General features: G+C 65.6%; 13 protein-coding genes. 9 read left to right on the plus strand and 4 right to left on the minus strand.

Features of this window, described 5'->3' with window-relative positions; genetic code table 11:
- Positions 1-36 precede the first annotated feature (36 nt).
- From IBX22_RS31120 to IBX22_RS31155, 8 genes are read left to right on the plus strand one after another with little or no spacing between them, the layout of a single operon-like run.
- Complete coding sequence (locus IBX22_RS31120; protein WP_194819318.1) at positions 37-1,848, plus strand: hypothetical protein; 1,812 nt, start codon at positions 37-39, stop codon at positions 1,846-1,848.
- A gap of 1 nt (position 1,849) precedes the next feature.
- Positions 1,850-2,098, plus strand: a complete 249-nt coding sequence (locus IBX22_RS31125) for a hypothetical protein (protein ID WP_194819319.1) — start codon at positions 1,850-1,852, stop codon at positions 2,096-2,098.
- A 23-nt stretch (positions 2,099-2,121) separates the two neighbouring features.
- Positions 2,122-2,466 carry a hypothetical protein gene (locus IBX22_RS31130; protein ID WP_228539782.1) on the plus strand — a complete coding sequence of 115 codons (345 nt, stop codon included), beginning with the start codon at positions 2,122-2,124 and terminating at the stop codon, positions 2,464-2,466.
- Positions 2,467-2,472: 6 nt separating this feature from the next.
- A complete protein-coding gene (locus tag IBX22_RS31135) occupies positions 2,473-3,906 on the plus strand; it encodes an SLOG family protein (RefSeq protein ID WP_194819321.1) in 1,434 nt (477 codons plus the stop codon).
- Positions 3,907-3,946: 40 nt separating this feature from the next.
- Entirely contained in the window at positions 3,947-4,354 is a 408-nt protein-coding gene (locus IBX22_RS31140; RefSeq protein WP_194819322.1) for a hypothetical protein, read from the plus strand.
- Positions 4,351-5,268 (plus strand): sigma-70 region 4 domain-containing protein, encoded by a 918-nt coding sequence (locus tag IBX22_RS37695; protein WP_228539784.1) that lies wholly within the window; start codon positions 4,351-4,353, stop codon positions 5,266-5,268. Before IBX22_RS31140 ends, IBX22_RS37695 begins: the two co-directional genes overlap by 4 nt.
- Positions 5,265-5,465 carry an AlpA family transcriptional regulator gene (locus IBX22_RS31150; RefSeq protein ID WP_194819323.1) on the plus strand — a complete coding sequence of 67 codons (201 nt, stop codon included), beginning with the start codon at positions 5,265-5,267 and terminating at the stop codon, positions 5,463-5,465. Before IBX22_RS37695 ends, IBX22_RS31150 begins: the two co-directional genes overlap by 4 nt.
- Positions 5,466-5,467: 2 nt before the next feature.
- The gene (locus IBX22_RS31155; protein ID WP_194819324.1) at positions 5,468-6,652 is read left to right on the plus strand and encodes a site-specific integrase; all 1,185 of its coding nucleotides are present in this window, start codon (positions 5,468-5,470) and stop codon (positions 6,650-6,652) included.
- A 15-nt stretch (positions 6,653-6,667) separates the two neighbouring features.
- Here IBX22_RS31155 and glnA read toward each other — a convergent pair whose 3' ends face one another.
- Entirely contained in the window at positions 6,668-8,104 is a 1,437-nt protein-coding gene (gene glnA / locus IBX22_RS31160) for a type I glutamate--ammonia ligase (RefSeq protein ID WP_194819325.1), read from the minus strand.
- A gap of 229 nt (positions 8,105-8,333) precedes the next feature.
- Between glnA and IBX22_RS31165 the strand changes: the two genes are divergently transcribed.
- Positions 8,334-8,864, plus strand: a complete 531-nt coding sequence (locus IBX22_RS31165; RefSeq protein ID WP_194819326.1) for an RDD family protein — start codon at positions 8,334-8,336, stop codon at positions 8,862-8,864.
- Positions 8,865-8,972: 108 nt separating this feature from the next.
- Here IBX22_RS31165 and IBX22_RS31170 read toward each other — a convergent pair whose 3' ends face one another.
- From IBX22_RS31170 to IBX22_RS31180, 3 genes are all read right to left on the minus strand, one after another.
- Complete coding sequence (locus tag IBX22_RS31170; protein ID WP_194819327.1) at positions 8,973-9,839, minus strand: alpha/beta fold hydrolase; 867 nt, start codon at positions 9,837-9,839, stop codon at positions 8,973-8,975.
- Between the two features lie 206 nt (positions 9,840-10,045).
- Complete coding sequence (locus tag IBX22_RS31175) at positions 10,046-10,789, minus strand: DUF4191 domain-containing protein (protein ID WP_194819328.1); 744 nt, start codon at positions 10,787-10,789, stop codon at positions 10,046-10,048.
- Positions 10,790-10,845: 56 nt separating this feature from the next.
- Positions 10,846-13,047 (minus strand): elongation factor G-like protein EF-G2, encoded by a 2,202-nt coding sequence (locus tag IBX22_RS31180; protein ID WP_194819329.1) that lies wholly within the window; start codon positions 13,045-13,047, stop codon positions 10,846-10,848.
- Between the last annotated feature and the right edge of the window lie 25 nt (positions 13,048-13,072).

Below are 13,072 nucleotides of genomic sequence, written 5' to 3' on the forward strand. Positions count from 1 at the left end.
CCGCAATTCCCTTATCTCTGAAAGGAACACACCGAAATGTCTGAGATGGACGACATCGGCCGCGACACTTCCCGCACCCTGCGTGAGGTCATCACCACTGCCCGCGGGTGGATCCAAGCCCACCGCCACCGCAACAACTACACCGGCGTCCGCAAGCTCACCCGCCGCGAAAAGCGGGACCTGGCCGAAGCGTTGCGGATCCAGGTCGGAGAGCAGCGCATCGCCGCGGCCTGGTTCACCAAACGCGTCAGCGACTACCAGCACGAGGCCAACGCCGTGCAGTCCCGAATGCGGCACGGCGCCGATCCGGAATGGGTCGCCGCCCAACAGCAACGCCTGTCCGGCATCCGATACGGCATCGAGTCCACCGTCCACAACACCGCGCTGCGACTCGAACACCGCGGCCAGGTGGTCCAAGCCCTCAACATCCTCGAACGCCACCCACACGTCGAGGTCGACAACCTGTTCCCGCCGATCAACGCCCACGACGCCCTCACCGCGCGGGCGGCCGCGGTCGACTCCGAACGCCGGATCCACCTGCAGCGCGATCGCAACGACCGGGTCCTCGCCGAGCAGCGTGTCGCCGCCGAACGCCGCGCGAACCCGGAGGTCCTGCGCGCGGAGAACACCGAATTGCGCAGGCGGATCAGCGAACTCGAAATGCATTCCCCCGACACCACGCAGCCCGATCCACCGGCGCGGGGCTTCGTATGGGACCGGTTCCACAGCTCCATCAGCTACTTCCCGGAAGGAGAGCCAGGAGCCCGCACCCTCTACGGCGCGCACGACACCGAATCCGATATCGCGTCCTGGACACAGAGCCAGCTGGAGAAGATCCAGGCCAGCCCCGGCACGACGGTGCGGGTACGCGTCAAGGACCTCGATCGCGGTGGCGCCGAAGACCCGGTGCTCAGCGTCGACGGCCCTGCCAACATGGCCGCCGACGAGGTCCGCGACTGGTATCGCGGCACCATCGCCCGTCCCGACCGCGAACACCCGTCCGCCGCCGCGCAGCAGCGCGGACCCGGAAGGGACTCCCGCGCCGTCGACCTGGAAGGCGCCCAAGGCGTGCCGGCCCGATCGGTGAAACCCACCGTCGATTCCGGTGAGGACCGGTTGGCGCAGATCGAGCGGCACCTGTCCGATATCACCGCCGACCGCGACCAGTTGGAGTCCCGGGTCGGGATGCTGCAGCGTGGCCTGGATTCGGTTACCGCCGACCGCGACGAGATGAAGCGGCTGCTGGCGGTGGCGAACGGGCGCATCGATGAGTTGAAGAACCGGAACCTGCGCATGGCCAACGAGATCGGCGAACTCCGAGACCGCCCGAACGTGGATCAAGTTGCCGCAGAGCGTGATCGGTACAAGCGCGAACGTGACGAAGCCGTCGCCAAGCTGGTCCGCGCGACCCCCGAACGTCAGCGCTACGGCAACCGCGCCGGCGCCCCGACCGGGTCGGGGCAGCCAGGGACTCCGCAGCAGAAGTCGCCCGAGGCTCCGAGCGAGGCGCTGCGGGACTGGAACAAGCTGGTCGGCCAGAACATGGCCGAGGCCCTGGACAACGTGGCCGATGTGCCGCCGATCGCGAAACGTCAGCTCGGAGATGTCGATTGGCAGCGCTTCACCAACGGCGGTGACCACGCCGACGAGGTTGCTCGCTGGTGGGCCAACGGTGGGGCCGAGAAATACTGGGCTGAGCACGAAGCACGCGAAAAGTCCGGGCAGCCGATCTACGCCAGTGAGCCGGAGACCACTCAGCCGTGGCGGTCTCAGGACGTGCACGAAGCCACTAACGACAAGCCCGCACCGGACCGTCCGCAGCGCAACGGCCGCGAGCGGAGCCGTTGACATGAGCGACCACCACCAGCAGCAGCGGGCTGCCGAACTCGTCTACCGAAACCGGTACGGGAACGCCGCCGAAGAAACTGTGCAGCTCACCGAGCGCGGGGAACGGTTGTGGCCCAATGCCGCATCCATCCGCGCCAGTGCGCCGATCCCGGTCAGTGGTGCCTTCGCCGCAGACCGCACCCGACAACTCAACGAGCAGGCAGCCGCGGTGAACAGCCTGCGGCACAAGCGAATCGAACGGACCCGATAGCCATGCACAGCGAACACGAAGAAATGATGCGCACCGATTTCACCGAGTACGTCGCGCTGCAGCGACAGGCGTTGCGGCCCACCGTAAGCGACACCGAGATGGACCAATACTTCGCCCAGCAGGCGGCGATCTCCCAGCGGTGGAAGATCGGCCCGCATGCCCAGCATTGGGAATACCTCTCCGACGCTCACCACGACTGGCAGCAGGCCCCGAAGACGATGGAGCGATTCCTGCACGGGGTCGTCTATGACTGTATCGACAACGGTGACGCCTCCGGAGTCACCGATATCCAGCTGCGCAGCCAGGCGCAGGCCCGCGATCTGACCGAGCCGCAGCGCCAGCAGCCGCGGCCGGAGCGGGGCAGGTGATCGGCGATGAGCACTCCACCCGAGTTCCGGATCCTGGTGACAGGGTCGCGTTCCTGGGACAACGCGGTCACTATCCGGGAAGCGTTGCAGCCCTACCGGACCCGCGGCGCGGTCCTGGTGCACGGTGACGCCCCAGGCGCGGACCGGCTCGCGGCGAAGATCTGGACGACGTGGGGCGGGCAGGTCGAAGCCCACCCCGCCAACTGGGACGCCCACGGCAAAGCCGCAGGCTATCGCCGCAACGAACAGATGGTGCGATTCGGCGCCGATATCTGCCTGGCTTTCATCCGCGACCACTCCCCAGGCGCGACCCACACCGTCAACCTCAGCACCGCCGCCGGCATCCGCACCGTCAGCCACGACTACACCCCACCGGTACGACCCACCACCCCGCACAGCGCCGCCGGCCGCACGGAAACTGCTGCACCACAGCAGAACTCGTGGAAGATCATCACCACTGCCCTGGACCAGAAGATGGGGCCGGGGCGCGGCAGCGGGAACCCGCTGAAGTGGACGAACTACCTGTGCCCGGTACACGAGGCCGACGGTAACCACCACACCCCCAGCCTCGGGATCCGCTACGACCCGGAGCAAGCCAAAACCATCGTGCGCTGCTGGGCCACCTGCGACGACGTGAAAGTTCTTGCAGCCCTCCGGCATCCGACCGAGGAGCGGCAACTGGAAGTACGGGACATGTTCGACCGGCTCCCACCCCGCAACCAACCGCAACAGCAGCAAGCTACGCGCCGGCCGGAGCAACACCGCCAGGACGACAAGGCTCCGACCCCAGTGGAGCAGGCCATCGCTGCAGCGCGGTTCCCGATCCTGTCCAAACCCGACCTCGGTGTCCGCACCGGGCCAGGAGAGACCGTCGACACCTACGTCTACTGCTGGCCCGACGGCCGACCCGAAGGCGCGGTCGCCCGTGTCGAAACCCCACACGAGCACGGCCACGCGAAGTCGTTCTGGCAGGCCCGATGGAACGGAACCGACTGGGAGAAAGGCAGATTCGCACCGATCCCATGGCAGCTGGACCGCATCCAGGAAGCCCGCGAGCACGGCCACGACATCTTCATCTGCGAAGGCGAGAAGGACGTCCAGGCCGCCGAGCGGGCCGGGTTGACCGCCACCTGCAATGCCATGGGCGCCGGGTCCTGGACCCAAGAACACGCGAAATGGCTACGCGGAGCCTCCCGCGTGGTCGTGGTCGCTGACCGGGACCGCCCCGGCTACCGCCACGCCGCCAAGGTCGCTGACACCCTGCACCGCACCGTCGGCGACATCCGGATCGTGCAAGCCCGCGACGGCAAAGACCTCACCGACCACTTCGCCGCCGGCCACCTCATCGAAGACCTCGAACCCGTCCCCTACCTCGATCACCACTACCACTCCCAACACCAGCGATTTCAGCGGTCCTCGGGCCGAACACGAAGCCGCTGAACAGATTTCAACAAATAGCCCCGAAAGGAACACCTTCATCATGAGCATCGATTTCAGCCAGCGTTTCAAGCAGGCCGCCGCCAAACCACCGAGTGCATTCGGCAAGAACGCCCAACCCGGCACCACCGTCTACGGCAAGGTCACCGACATCGGCGAACAGCCGAAACTGAAAATCGGCGGCGCCCCCGGAGAAGTCGACAAGGACCGCAAGGGCAACGTCGTCCAGCAGCTGTTCATCACCGTCGACACCCCGGCAGGCCTGCGTAACCTCTACCCGACCTTTCGCATGGAACAGGCAATCGGCGCCGCGATGGAAAAGGCTGGTGCTGGAGCGTTCGAGGTCGGTGCGGTCCTGTCGGTCACCTACGCCGGACCCGACCCCGCCGACGACCGCGCCAAGCTCTACACCGCGGTCTACACCCCACCCAGCAAAGCAGGTGGAGCGTGACCGGAAACCCCTCCGGTGCGGACACGGTGCGCAGCGATGATGCTGCGCACCACCACGCACCAGACGATGCACACAACGGTGCGCAGCAGCCTGCGGGCCGTTTGCGGCCGTGGCCGGTGCTGCTGCTCGCGTTGCCGGCGTTCGTCGCGATCTGGTCTGGCTGGGTCGGCCTCGGTGAACTTACCGGTTTCGGGCCCGTGCACCCGCTGCCGGGGATCGCCGACAACTTCACCATCAATACCGCAATCACCCTGCCGATCGGGATGGAAACCTACGCCTCTTACGCGCTGTATGTGTGGCTGTCCGGACGCATCCGATCCGACCGAACCCGCAGCTACGCCAAATATTCCGCCATCGGCAGCCTCACCCTCGGCGCCACCGGGCAAGTCGCCTACCACCTCATGCAAGCCGCTGGCGTGACCATCGCGCCATGGCCGGTGACCGTCCTGGTTGCCTGTCTTCCTGTTGTGGTTCTCGGTATGGGCGCCGCCCTCGCGCACATGATCGTCGGTGATCACCACTCCACACCACCAATGCACACCGACCCGGACCCGGTGCACACCCCGGAAACGGTACGCACCGTCTCGGTGCGTGAGGTCCACACCGAGACCCGCTCGACCGCAACGAACCGGATCGAATCCCTCACCCCGCCCGAGCTGGAACCGGGCCAACGCATCGAAATCGAAGCCACTGCACCGACCGACCGCTGGGCCGCGATCGCTGAGCAACTGTGCAGTGCGGATCCCGCAGGCCGCCGAAACCCCGACAAGGTTGCCGAAATCCTGCACCTTCGCCACGACGAAGGCTGGGCCCACGCCCGCATCGCCGAACGCGTCGAACTCAGCTCATCTACCGTCACCCGAACCCTTACCGCCGCACAGGAATACACCGCCGAAGTAGGAGGAATCTCATGAACCACGATCGCTATATGCAGGCCCAAGACTGTGAAGAACTCACCGGCATCCCTGCGGCCACATGGCGATACTGGGCGCACATCGGTGCCGGGCCGCCCAGTTTCAAGCTCGGGCGCCGGCGCGTATGGCGGCAGAGCGTCGTCGAAGCCTGGATCGAACAGCAAGAAGCCCAAACCGGACGTGGAGGAGCGGCATAGCGATGACAGCGAGACGGAACCGGCGGGCCGGTGTCGAAGACCTCTGGACCAAGGAAGTCCGAGACGAAGAAGGTACGGTCCGCCGAGTTCCGTCCAAGCTGCACGGCAAGGGCAAACGCTGGCGCGCCCGCTACGTCGACGACGCCGACGGCGAACACACCAAACGCTTCGCCCGCAAGACCGACGCACAAAAATGGTTGGATGATCAGGTTGCGGCTCTGGTCCAGGGCACCCACGTTGCACCCCGCGACGCAAAGCGCACGGTGAAGCAATGGTGCGAAGAATGGATCGAGGGCTACGCAATCCATCGCGACACGACGATTCGACAAGCAAAGGTTCACATCGCGCAGATCAACGCTGAATTCGGCGCCATGCAGTTGTCCGCGGTCCGTCCATCCGCGATCAAGGCATGGACAGCCAAGCTGAAAACCGCTGGGCACGAGCAAAGTTACGTCTACGCGCTCCATGGCCGTTTGTCTCAAATCATGGAAGACGCTGTGTTGGACGGCATTCTGGCACGCAATCCATGTTCGAAGCGCACCGCACCGCCCATGGGCAAGCAAAAAGTGTATTGCGCGACCACCGAACAGGTTTGGGCCCTACACGACGCGATGCCCAAACACCTCCAATCCGCGATCCTTTTGGGCGCATTTGCGGGCTTGCGGATCTCAGAGGCGGCCGGCCTGCGTGTGACCGATGTTGATTTCATTCGGGGGGTCGTTCATCCGAAACAACAGTGGCCAGCGCGAGACCTGAAGACCCCGGGTTCGGATGCACCGGTCCCCATCGCTCGTGAGCTGGCATTGATGTTGTCGGCCGCGGTGCAGTCCTGGCCAGGGAAGAATGTCGTCACCGATGAATTCGGAAAGCCAGTGCCCCCATGGCAGATCGATCGCGCACTCCGCGCGGTCAGGCCGAAAATAGACGGGTTGCCGGAGGAATTCACATTCCAGGATCTGCGGCACTACCTGGCGTCCCTGCTCATCGCGAACGGCGCGAACATCAAAGTGGTCCAGGCGCGGATGCGGCACGCGAACGCGAAGACCACCCTGGACACCTACGGCCACCTGTGGCCGGATACAGACGAGTCCACCCGCAAGGTGATCGCTGATGTGATCACGAAGCGGATGGACTCGCTGCCGTCTACTGCGTACCTACTGCGTACCGAACGCCCGAATCAGGCGTAAACGCGCAGGTCAGGCTTACACGTCGTAGTAGAGCTCGAACTCGTACGGGTGCGGACGCAGGTTGATCGGGGCGATCTCCTGGGTGCGCTTGATGTCGATCCAGGTCTCGATCAGGTCCTCGGTGAACACGCCACCCTCGGTGAGGTAGTCGTGGTCTTCCTCGAGCTTGTCGATGACCGACGCCAGCGAGGTGGGGGCCTGCGGGATGTTCTTGGCCTCCTCCGGCGGGAGCTCGTAGAGGTCCTTGTCGACCGGAGCCAGCGGCTCGATCTTCTTCTTGATGCCGTCGATGCCGGCCATCATCATGGCGGCGAAGGCCAGGTACGGGTTGCCCGAGGAGTCCGGCGCGCGGAACTCGATGCGCTTGGCCTTCGGGTTGGAGCCCGTGATCGGGATACGCACGGCAGCCGAACGGTTGCGCTGCGAGTACACCAGGTTGATGGGGGCCTCGTAGCCCGGCACCAGACGGTGGTACGAATTGACGGTCGGGTTGGTGAACGCCAGCAGCGACGGGGCGTGGTGCAGGATGCCGCCGATGTAGTGACGCGCCAGATCCGACAGGCCACCGTAGCCGGCCTCGTCGTGGAACAGCGGCTTGCCGTCCTTCCACAGCGACTGGTGGGCGTGCATGCCCGAGCCGTTGTCGCCGAAGAGCGGCTTCGGCATGAAGGTGACAGACTTGCCTTCCTGCCACGCGGTGTTCTTCACGATGTACTTGAACAGCTGCAGGTCGTCAGCGGCGCCCAGCAGGGTGTTGAAGCGGTAGTTGATCTCGGCCTGACCGGCGGTGCCGACCTCGTGATGGCCGCGCTCCAGCTCGAAGCCCGCGTTCTGCAGGTTGGTCGAGATCTTGTCGCGCAGGTCGACGTAGTGGTCGTACGGTGCGACGGGGAAGTAGCCACCCTTGTTGCGGACCTTGTAGCCCAGGTTGGGGGAGCCGTCCGGGTTGCGATCGGCACCGGTGTTCCAGGAGCCCGAGACCGAATCGATCTCGTAGAAGGCGCCGTTCATGGCCGAGTCGTAGCGGATCGAGTCGAAGATGTAGAACTCCGCCTCGGCACCGAAGTAGCAGGTGTCGGCGATGCCGGTCGACCGCAGGTACTCCTCCGCCTTACGCGCGATGTTGCGCGGGTCGCGGGAGTAGGCCTCGCGGGTCAGCGGGTCGTGCACGAAGAAGTTCAGGTTCAGCGTCTTGGCGGCGCGGAACGGGTCGATGCGCGCGGTGCTGAAGTCGGGGAGCAGCAGCATGTCCGACTCGTCGATGGACTGGAAGCCACGGACGGAGGAACCGTCGAACGCGAGCCCTTCCTCGGCGAGGTCGGCGGTGAACGCCTTGGCCGGGATGGAGAAGTGCTGCTGCACACCGGGAAGATCGGTGAAGCGGATGTCGACGTATTCGACATCCTCTTCCTTGATGTGCTTGATGACCTCGTCGGCCGTGCTGAACGTCACTTGTTCTCCTTACGGATCGGTTCCCAGCCTGTGTCGATTGCATGGGTTCGTCGCGCCAGACGCTATGGATGCGAAGTTTCCCGGCAGTCAAGGCTGTGTTTCGCCAGTGTTACACGTGCGGCTGAACGGGTGAGGATCGCCACCCGGGCTAGACCAGCAGGACAATTCTCCCATCTGCCCTGTTGGCTCCGGCGTCGGAGGGGGCTCGACGGCCCCTTATTGTGGGGGCATGGCACGCATGACCGGCTCTTGGCTGTCCGGACCGACCCCCGAGCCGGGCGACCCGGCTACTCCGGAGTATCCGGGAGAGCATCTGGGTCTGCCGAAGGAGGGCGTCGGGTCGCTGGTGGGGATGGGGCGGCGAATCGCGGCGCTGTTCGTGGACTGGATCCTGTCGATCGGTATCGCCGCGGTGCTCCTGCGGCCGAACGGCGCGCAGCTCGTGTCGGAGATGAACATTCCGGCCGGGAAGACGCCGCCGTCGGAGCTGGAAGCGGTGATGAACGCGCTGAGCACCCCGACCTGGGGCGTGTGGTTCGTGGTCGGGGTGCTCGCGGTGACGCTGTTCGGGTTCACGCCGGGGCAGTACTTCTTGAAGATCCGGGTGATTCGCGTGGATGCGCCGGTGGCGGTCGGGTTCCTGCGGGCGCTGTTCCGGCAGGTGCTGCTGGTGTTCGTGGTGCCCGCGCTGTTCACCGACGGGGATGGTCGCGGCATGCACGACCGCGCGACAGGCACGGGGTTGGCGCGAGCTCGTTGATGTATGCAGACCGTGCAAAATTCGGCCTGCACGGTTGATTTCGGCCACTTTCGGCTGAATTCTGCACGATTCGCATACATGAAGACCGCTATCGGACGCGCGCCTTGCTCAGCGCAGCACGCGGCTGAGGAAGTCTCGGATGAGCTCCGCGATTTCGGGGCCGTGCGTCTCCAGCGCGAAGTGGCCGGCGTCCAGTAGGTGCAGTTCCGCGTCGGGCAGATCGCGCAGGTAGGCCCGAGCCCCGTCGGCACCGAAGATCTCGTCGTGCTCGCCCCAGGCGATCAGCAGCGGCGGGCGGTGCTCGGCGAAGTACTTCTGGAAGACGGGGTAGCCATCGAGGTTGAATTGGTAGTCCCAGAACAGCTGTAGCTGAATCTCTTTGTTGCCCGGCTGATCCAGGTAAGCCTGGTCCAGGGTCCACGTGTCCGGACTGATGAGTGCGAGCCGGTCCTCCGGGGCGCCGTGCCGGTACTGCCAGATGGTGGCCTCGAGGTCGAGCAGCTTACGAACTTCGGCCTCGTTCGCCGCGCGGTCCTTGGCGTGCGCGAACAAGAGGTCCCAGAACGGGGTGAAGCCCTCGAGGTAGGCATTGCCGCTCTGGGTGATGATCGCGGTGACCTTCTCCGGGTTCTCGCTCGCGATGCGCAGGCCGATGGGTGCGCCGTAGTCCTGAATGTAGAGGGCGAACTTCTCGATGCCGAGGGTGTCGAGGAGTTCGGCGGTGATCTCGGTGAGTTTGTCGAAGCTGTACTCGAATTCGCTGACCGGCGGCATTTCCGACTGCCCGAAGCCGAGATGGTCCGGCGCGATCAGGTGGTAGCTGTCGCTCAGGTCGCGCAGCAGGTTGCGGAACATCGCGGAGCTGCTCGGAAAGCCGTGCAACAGAACGATGGTCGGGTTCGCCGGGTCGCCCGCCTCGCGGTAGAAGACGGTGTGGCCCTGGATCTGGACGGTGTGATGCTGCACGGCGGTCATAGTCTCCACTCCTTGGTCGAGCGATCGAATAACCGCTCATGCAGTGTTTAAAGGTTAGAAACTGGCGTTGTGTTCCCGAGTGGCGGAAACATTTTCACTGCCTGTCAGCGCGACGGCTCGGAGCTGGCGAAATGTGCTGCGGCTATGGCAGATACGCAAAGGCCCGCGTCCCAATCAATGGGACGCGGGCCTTCGTCAGAACAGGATCAGCGGCGACGGATAGTGCGCTGCACGCCTTTCATCTTGGCGCCGGCGGGCATCGGGCCCTTCGGCAGCGCCGGACCGGTACGCGCGCTGAGCGCGGCCAACCGGCCCTCGATGTTGTCCATCCGCTTCGTGTCGATATTGCGGGGCAGCTTGGTGAGCCAGCGCTGCAGATCCTTCAGCGCGATCTGACCCTCGTCGTTGCCGATGGTGACGTCATAGATCGGGGTATCGCCGATGAGGCGGGCGGTGCGCTTCTTCTCCTGCGCGATCAGGCTCTTCAACCGCTGCGGGTTGCCCTCACCGACCAGGATGACGCCCGGCAGGCCGATCACCCGATGCACCGCGTCCAGCTGAGTCGTGGCGGCGATACCTTGCTTGACCCGCCACTTGCCCTGCAGGTTGTCCAGCACCCAGGCGCCCGCGCCGGCCTGGCCCTCGGCCTTGGCGAACACGTTCTTCTGCACCCGGCGGCCGAAGATGATGAACGCGGCCAGCACGCCGAGCAGAATGCCCAGCGGCAGCAGGAACCACTGCAGGCCCGTGAGCAGGCCGATCACCAGGGCGATCGCGGTCAGGCCGAGCAGCGCGCCGATCATCAGCGGCAGCAGCCACTTGTCTTCCTTGCGCTGCATCTGGAACGCCTGCCACAGCTGCTGGCGACGCTCTTTCGAGGCCTGCTTGCGGGCCGCTTTCGCCGCGGCCTTCGCTTCCTTCGACGGCGTGCCGCCCTTACCTGGTGCCATGCGTCTCAGGATAGTGGCTGAGTAACTGCGACTGGGCAGCGGATCAGATCCGTGTCTCAGTCCTTCGCCCCGGCCCGGACGGTGGCCGCGAGCTGGGCGGGCATCGGTTCGTGCCGGGTGTAGGTGCGGCTGAAGTCGCCGGTGCCGTGCGAGACCGAGCGCAGGTCGATGGCGTAGCGGCTCAGTTCCAGTTCCGGGACCTCGGCGTGGATGCGGGTGCGGCCGATGCCGTGCGGTTCGGTGCCGAGGACGCGGCCGCGGCGGCTGGACAGATCGGACAGCACCGGGCCGACGTAGTCGTCGGTGACCACGACCCAGACATCGGCGATCGGTTCCAGCAGATCGATGCCCGCGGTGCTCGCGGCTTCGCGGAGGGCGAGCGCGCCGGCGGTCTGGAACGCGGCGTCGGAGGAGTCGACGGAGTGCGCCTTCCCGTCGAAGAGCGTGACCCGGATGTCGACCAGGGGATAGCCGGCCGCCACGCCTTTCAACGATTGGGCGCGAACGCCTTTCTCCACGGAGGGGATGAACTGCCGGGGCACCACACCGCCCACCACCTTGTCGACGAACTCGATTCCGGAACCGCCGGGCAGCGGTTCCACCTCGATCTCGCAGACCGCGTACTGGCCGTGACCGCCGGACTGCTTCACATGCCGGCCGCGCGCTTTCGCCTTGCCCGCGAAGGTTTCTCGCAGGGCGACCTTGTGATCGATCACGTCGACTTGCACGCCGAATCGGGTGCGCAGCCGTTCCAGAGCGACGTCGCGGTGGGCTTCGCCCAGGCACCACAACACCAGCTGATGGGTTTGGGCGTTGTGCTCGACCCGGACGGCGGGATCCTCGGCGGCCAATCTGCTGAGGCCCTGGGAGAGTTTGTCTTCGTCGGCTTTGCTGTGGGCGCGAACCGCGATGGGCAGCAACGGGTCCGGCATCGGCCACGGATCGATGATCAGGGGAGTGTCGGTGCCGGAGAGTGTGTCGCCGGTTTCCGCGTGACTCAGTTTGGTGACGTAGGCGATGTCGCCCGCGATGACTTGCCCTTGCGGGCGTTGCTGTTTGCCGAACGGAGCGGTCACGCCGCCGACTCGTTCGTCGGCGTCGTGGTCGGGGCGGCCGCGTTCGGCCAGTCCGTGTCCGCAGACGTGCACGGTGTCGTCCGCGCGCAGGGTTCCGGAGAAGACCCGCACCAGCGAGACCCGTCCGACGTACGGGTCGGAGGCGGTCCGGATGACTTCGGCGGCGAGCGTGGCCTCCGGATCACAGGGCAGCGGACGGGTTTTCGCGCCCGTTCCCAGCGCTGCCGCGGAGACGACGTGCTCGGCGGGGGTCGGGAAGCCTCCGGTGATCAAGTCCAGCAGCTCCACCGTGCCCAGCCCTTGCCGGGCGCCCTCGGGCGCGGGTGCGCCGAACAGCACCGGGTGGAAACTGCCGCGCGCCACGGCACGCTCCAAATCGATTACCAGGGTGGACAGTTCGATGTCCTCGCCGCCGAGGTAGCGGTCCATCAGCGATTCGTCTTCGCTTTCGGCGATGATGCCCTCGATCAGGCGGTTCCTGGCTTCCTCCAGCAATTCCCGCTGCTCCGTGGACGGTTCGTTCTTCACGCCCGCGCCGGAAGAATAGTCGACGACGCAGTTCGGCAGCAGTTCGATCAGCCCCGTCACCGGGCGGTGACCGTCCGGACTCTTCGGGCCGTACACCGGAAGATGCAGCGGCAGAATGTTTTCCGAGGACCCCGCACCCAGCACCGCCTGACAGGTCTCCACCATCTCGTCGAAATCTCCACGCGCGGTGTCCAAATGGGTGATGACGATGGCCCGCGGCATCCCGACCGCAGCGCACTCCTCCCACAACGCGCGCGTCGTACCGCTGACCCCCTCCGGACCCTCCGCCGCCGACAAAACAAACAGGGCGGCATCCGCCGCCCTGAGTCCCGCCCGGAGTTCGCCGACGAAGTCCGCGTAACCCGGTGTGTCCACCAGGTTGACCTTCATGTTTTCCCAGGCCATCGGCACCACCGACAACTGCACCGATCGATGCTGCCGATGCTCGATCTCGTCGTAGTCCGACAGCGACGTCCCGTCCTCCACCCGCCCCGCCCGGTTGACCGCCCCCGCGGTCAGCGCCATCGCCTCCACCAACGTCGTCTTCCCCGAACCGCTGTGCCCGACCAGCACCACATTCCGGATCCGTTCCGGCCGGTCCACACTGAATACTCTGCCGTTGCCCCCCGTAGAGCCACCCGTCTTGTCCGCCATGGTCTTGATTCCTTGCGTCGACACG

The organism is Nocardia sp. XZ_19_385, assembly GCF_015355755.1.
In the GTDB taxonomy this organism is placed as follows: Bacteria; Actinomycetota; Actinomycetes; order Mycobacteriales; family Mycobacteriaceae; genus Nocardia.

Excerpts from the sequence above, each read along its gene's own strand:
- IBX22_RS31140 (WP_194819322.1), top strand. The coding sequence starts at position 3,947 with ATGAGCATCGATTTCAGCCAGCGTTTCAAGCAGGCCGCCGCCAAACCA.
- IBX22_RS31170 (WP_194819327.1), bottom strand. The coding sequence starts at position 9,839 with ATGACCGCCGTGCAGCATCACACCGTCCAGATCCAGGGCCACACCGTC.
- IBX22_RS31135 (WP_194819321.1), top strand. The coding sequence starts at position 2,473 with ATGAGCACTCCACCCGAGTTCCGGATCCTGGTGACAGGGTCGCGTTCC.
- IBX22_RS31175 (WP_194819328.1), bottom strand. The coding sequence starts at position 10,789 with ATGGCACCAGGTAAGGGCGGCACGCCGTCGAAGGAAGCGAAGGCCGCG.
- IBX22_RS31150 (WP_194819323.1), top strand. The coding sequence starts at position 5,265 with ATGAACCACGATCGCTATATGCAGGCCCAAGACTGTGAAGAACTCACC.
- IBX22_RS31180 (WP_194819329.1), bottom strand. The coding sequence starts at position 13,047 with ATGGCGGACAAGACGGGTGGCTCTACGGGGGGCAACGGCAGAGTATTC.
- IBX22_RS31130 (WP_228539782.1), top strand. The coding sequence starts at position 2,122 with ATGATGCGCACCGATTTCACCGAGTACGTCGCGCTGCAGCGACAGGCG.
- IBX22_RS31165 (WP_194819326.1), top strand. The coding sequence starts at position 8,334 with ATGGCACGCATGACCGGCTCTTGGCTGTCCGGACCGACCCCCGAGCCG.
- IBX22_RS31155 (WP_194819324.1), top strand. The coding sequence starts at position 5,468 with ATGACAGCGAGACGGAACCGGCGGGCCGGTGTCGAAGACCTCTGGACC.
- IBX22_RS31125 (WP_194819319.1), top strand. The coding sequence starts at position 1,850 with ATGAGCGACCACCACCAGCAGCAGCGGGCTGCCGAACTCGTCTACCGA.
- IBX22_RS31120 (WP_194819318.1), top strand. The coding sequence starts at position 37 with ATGTCTGAGATGGACGACATCGGCCGCGACACTTCCCGCACCCTGCGT.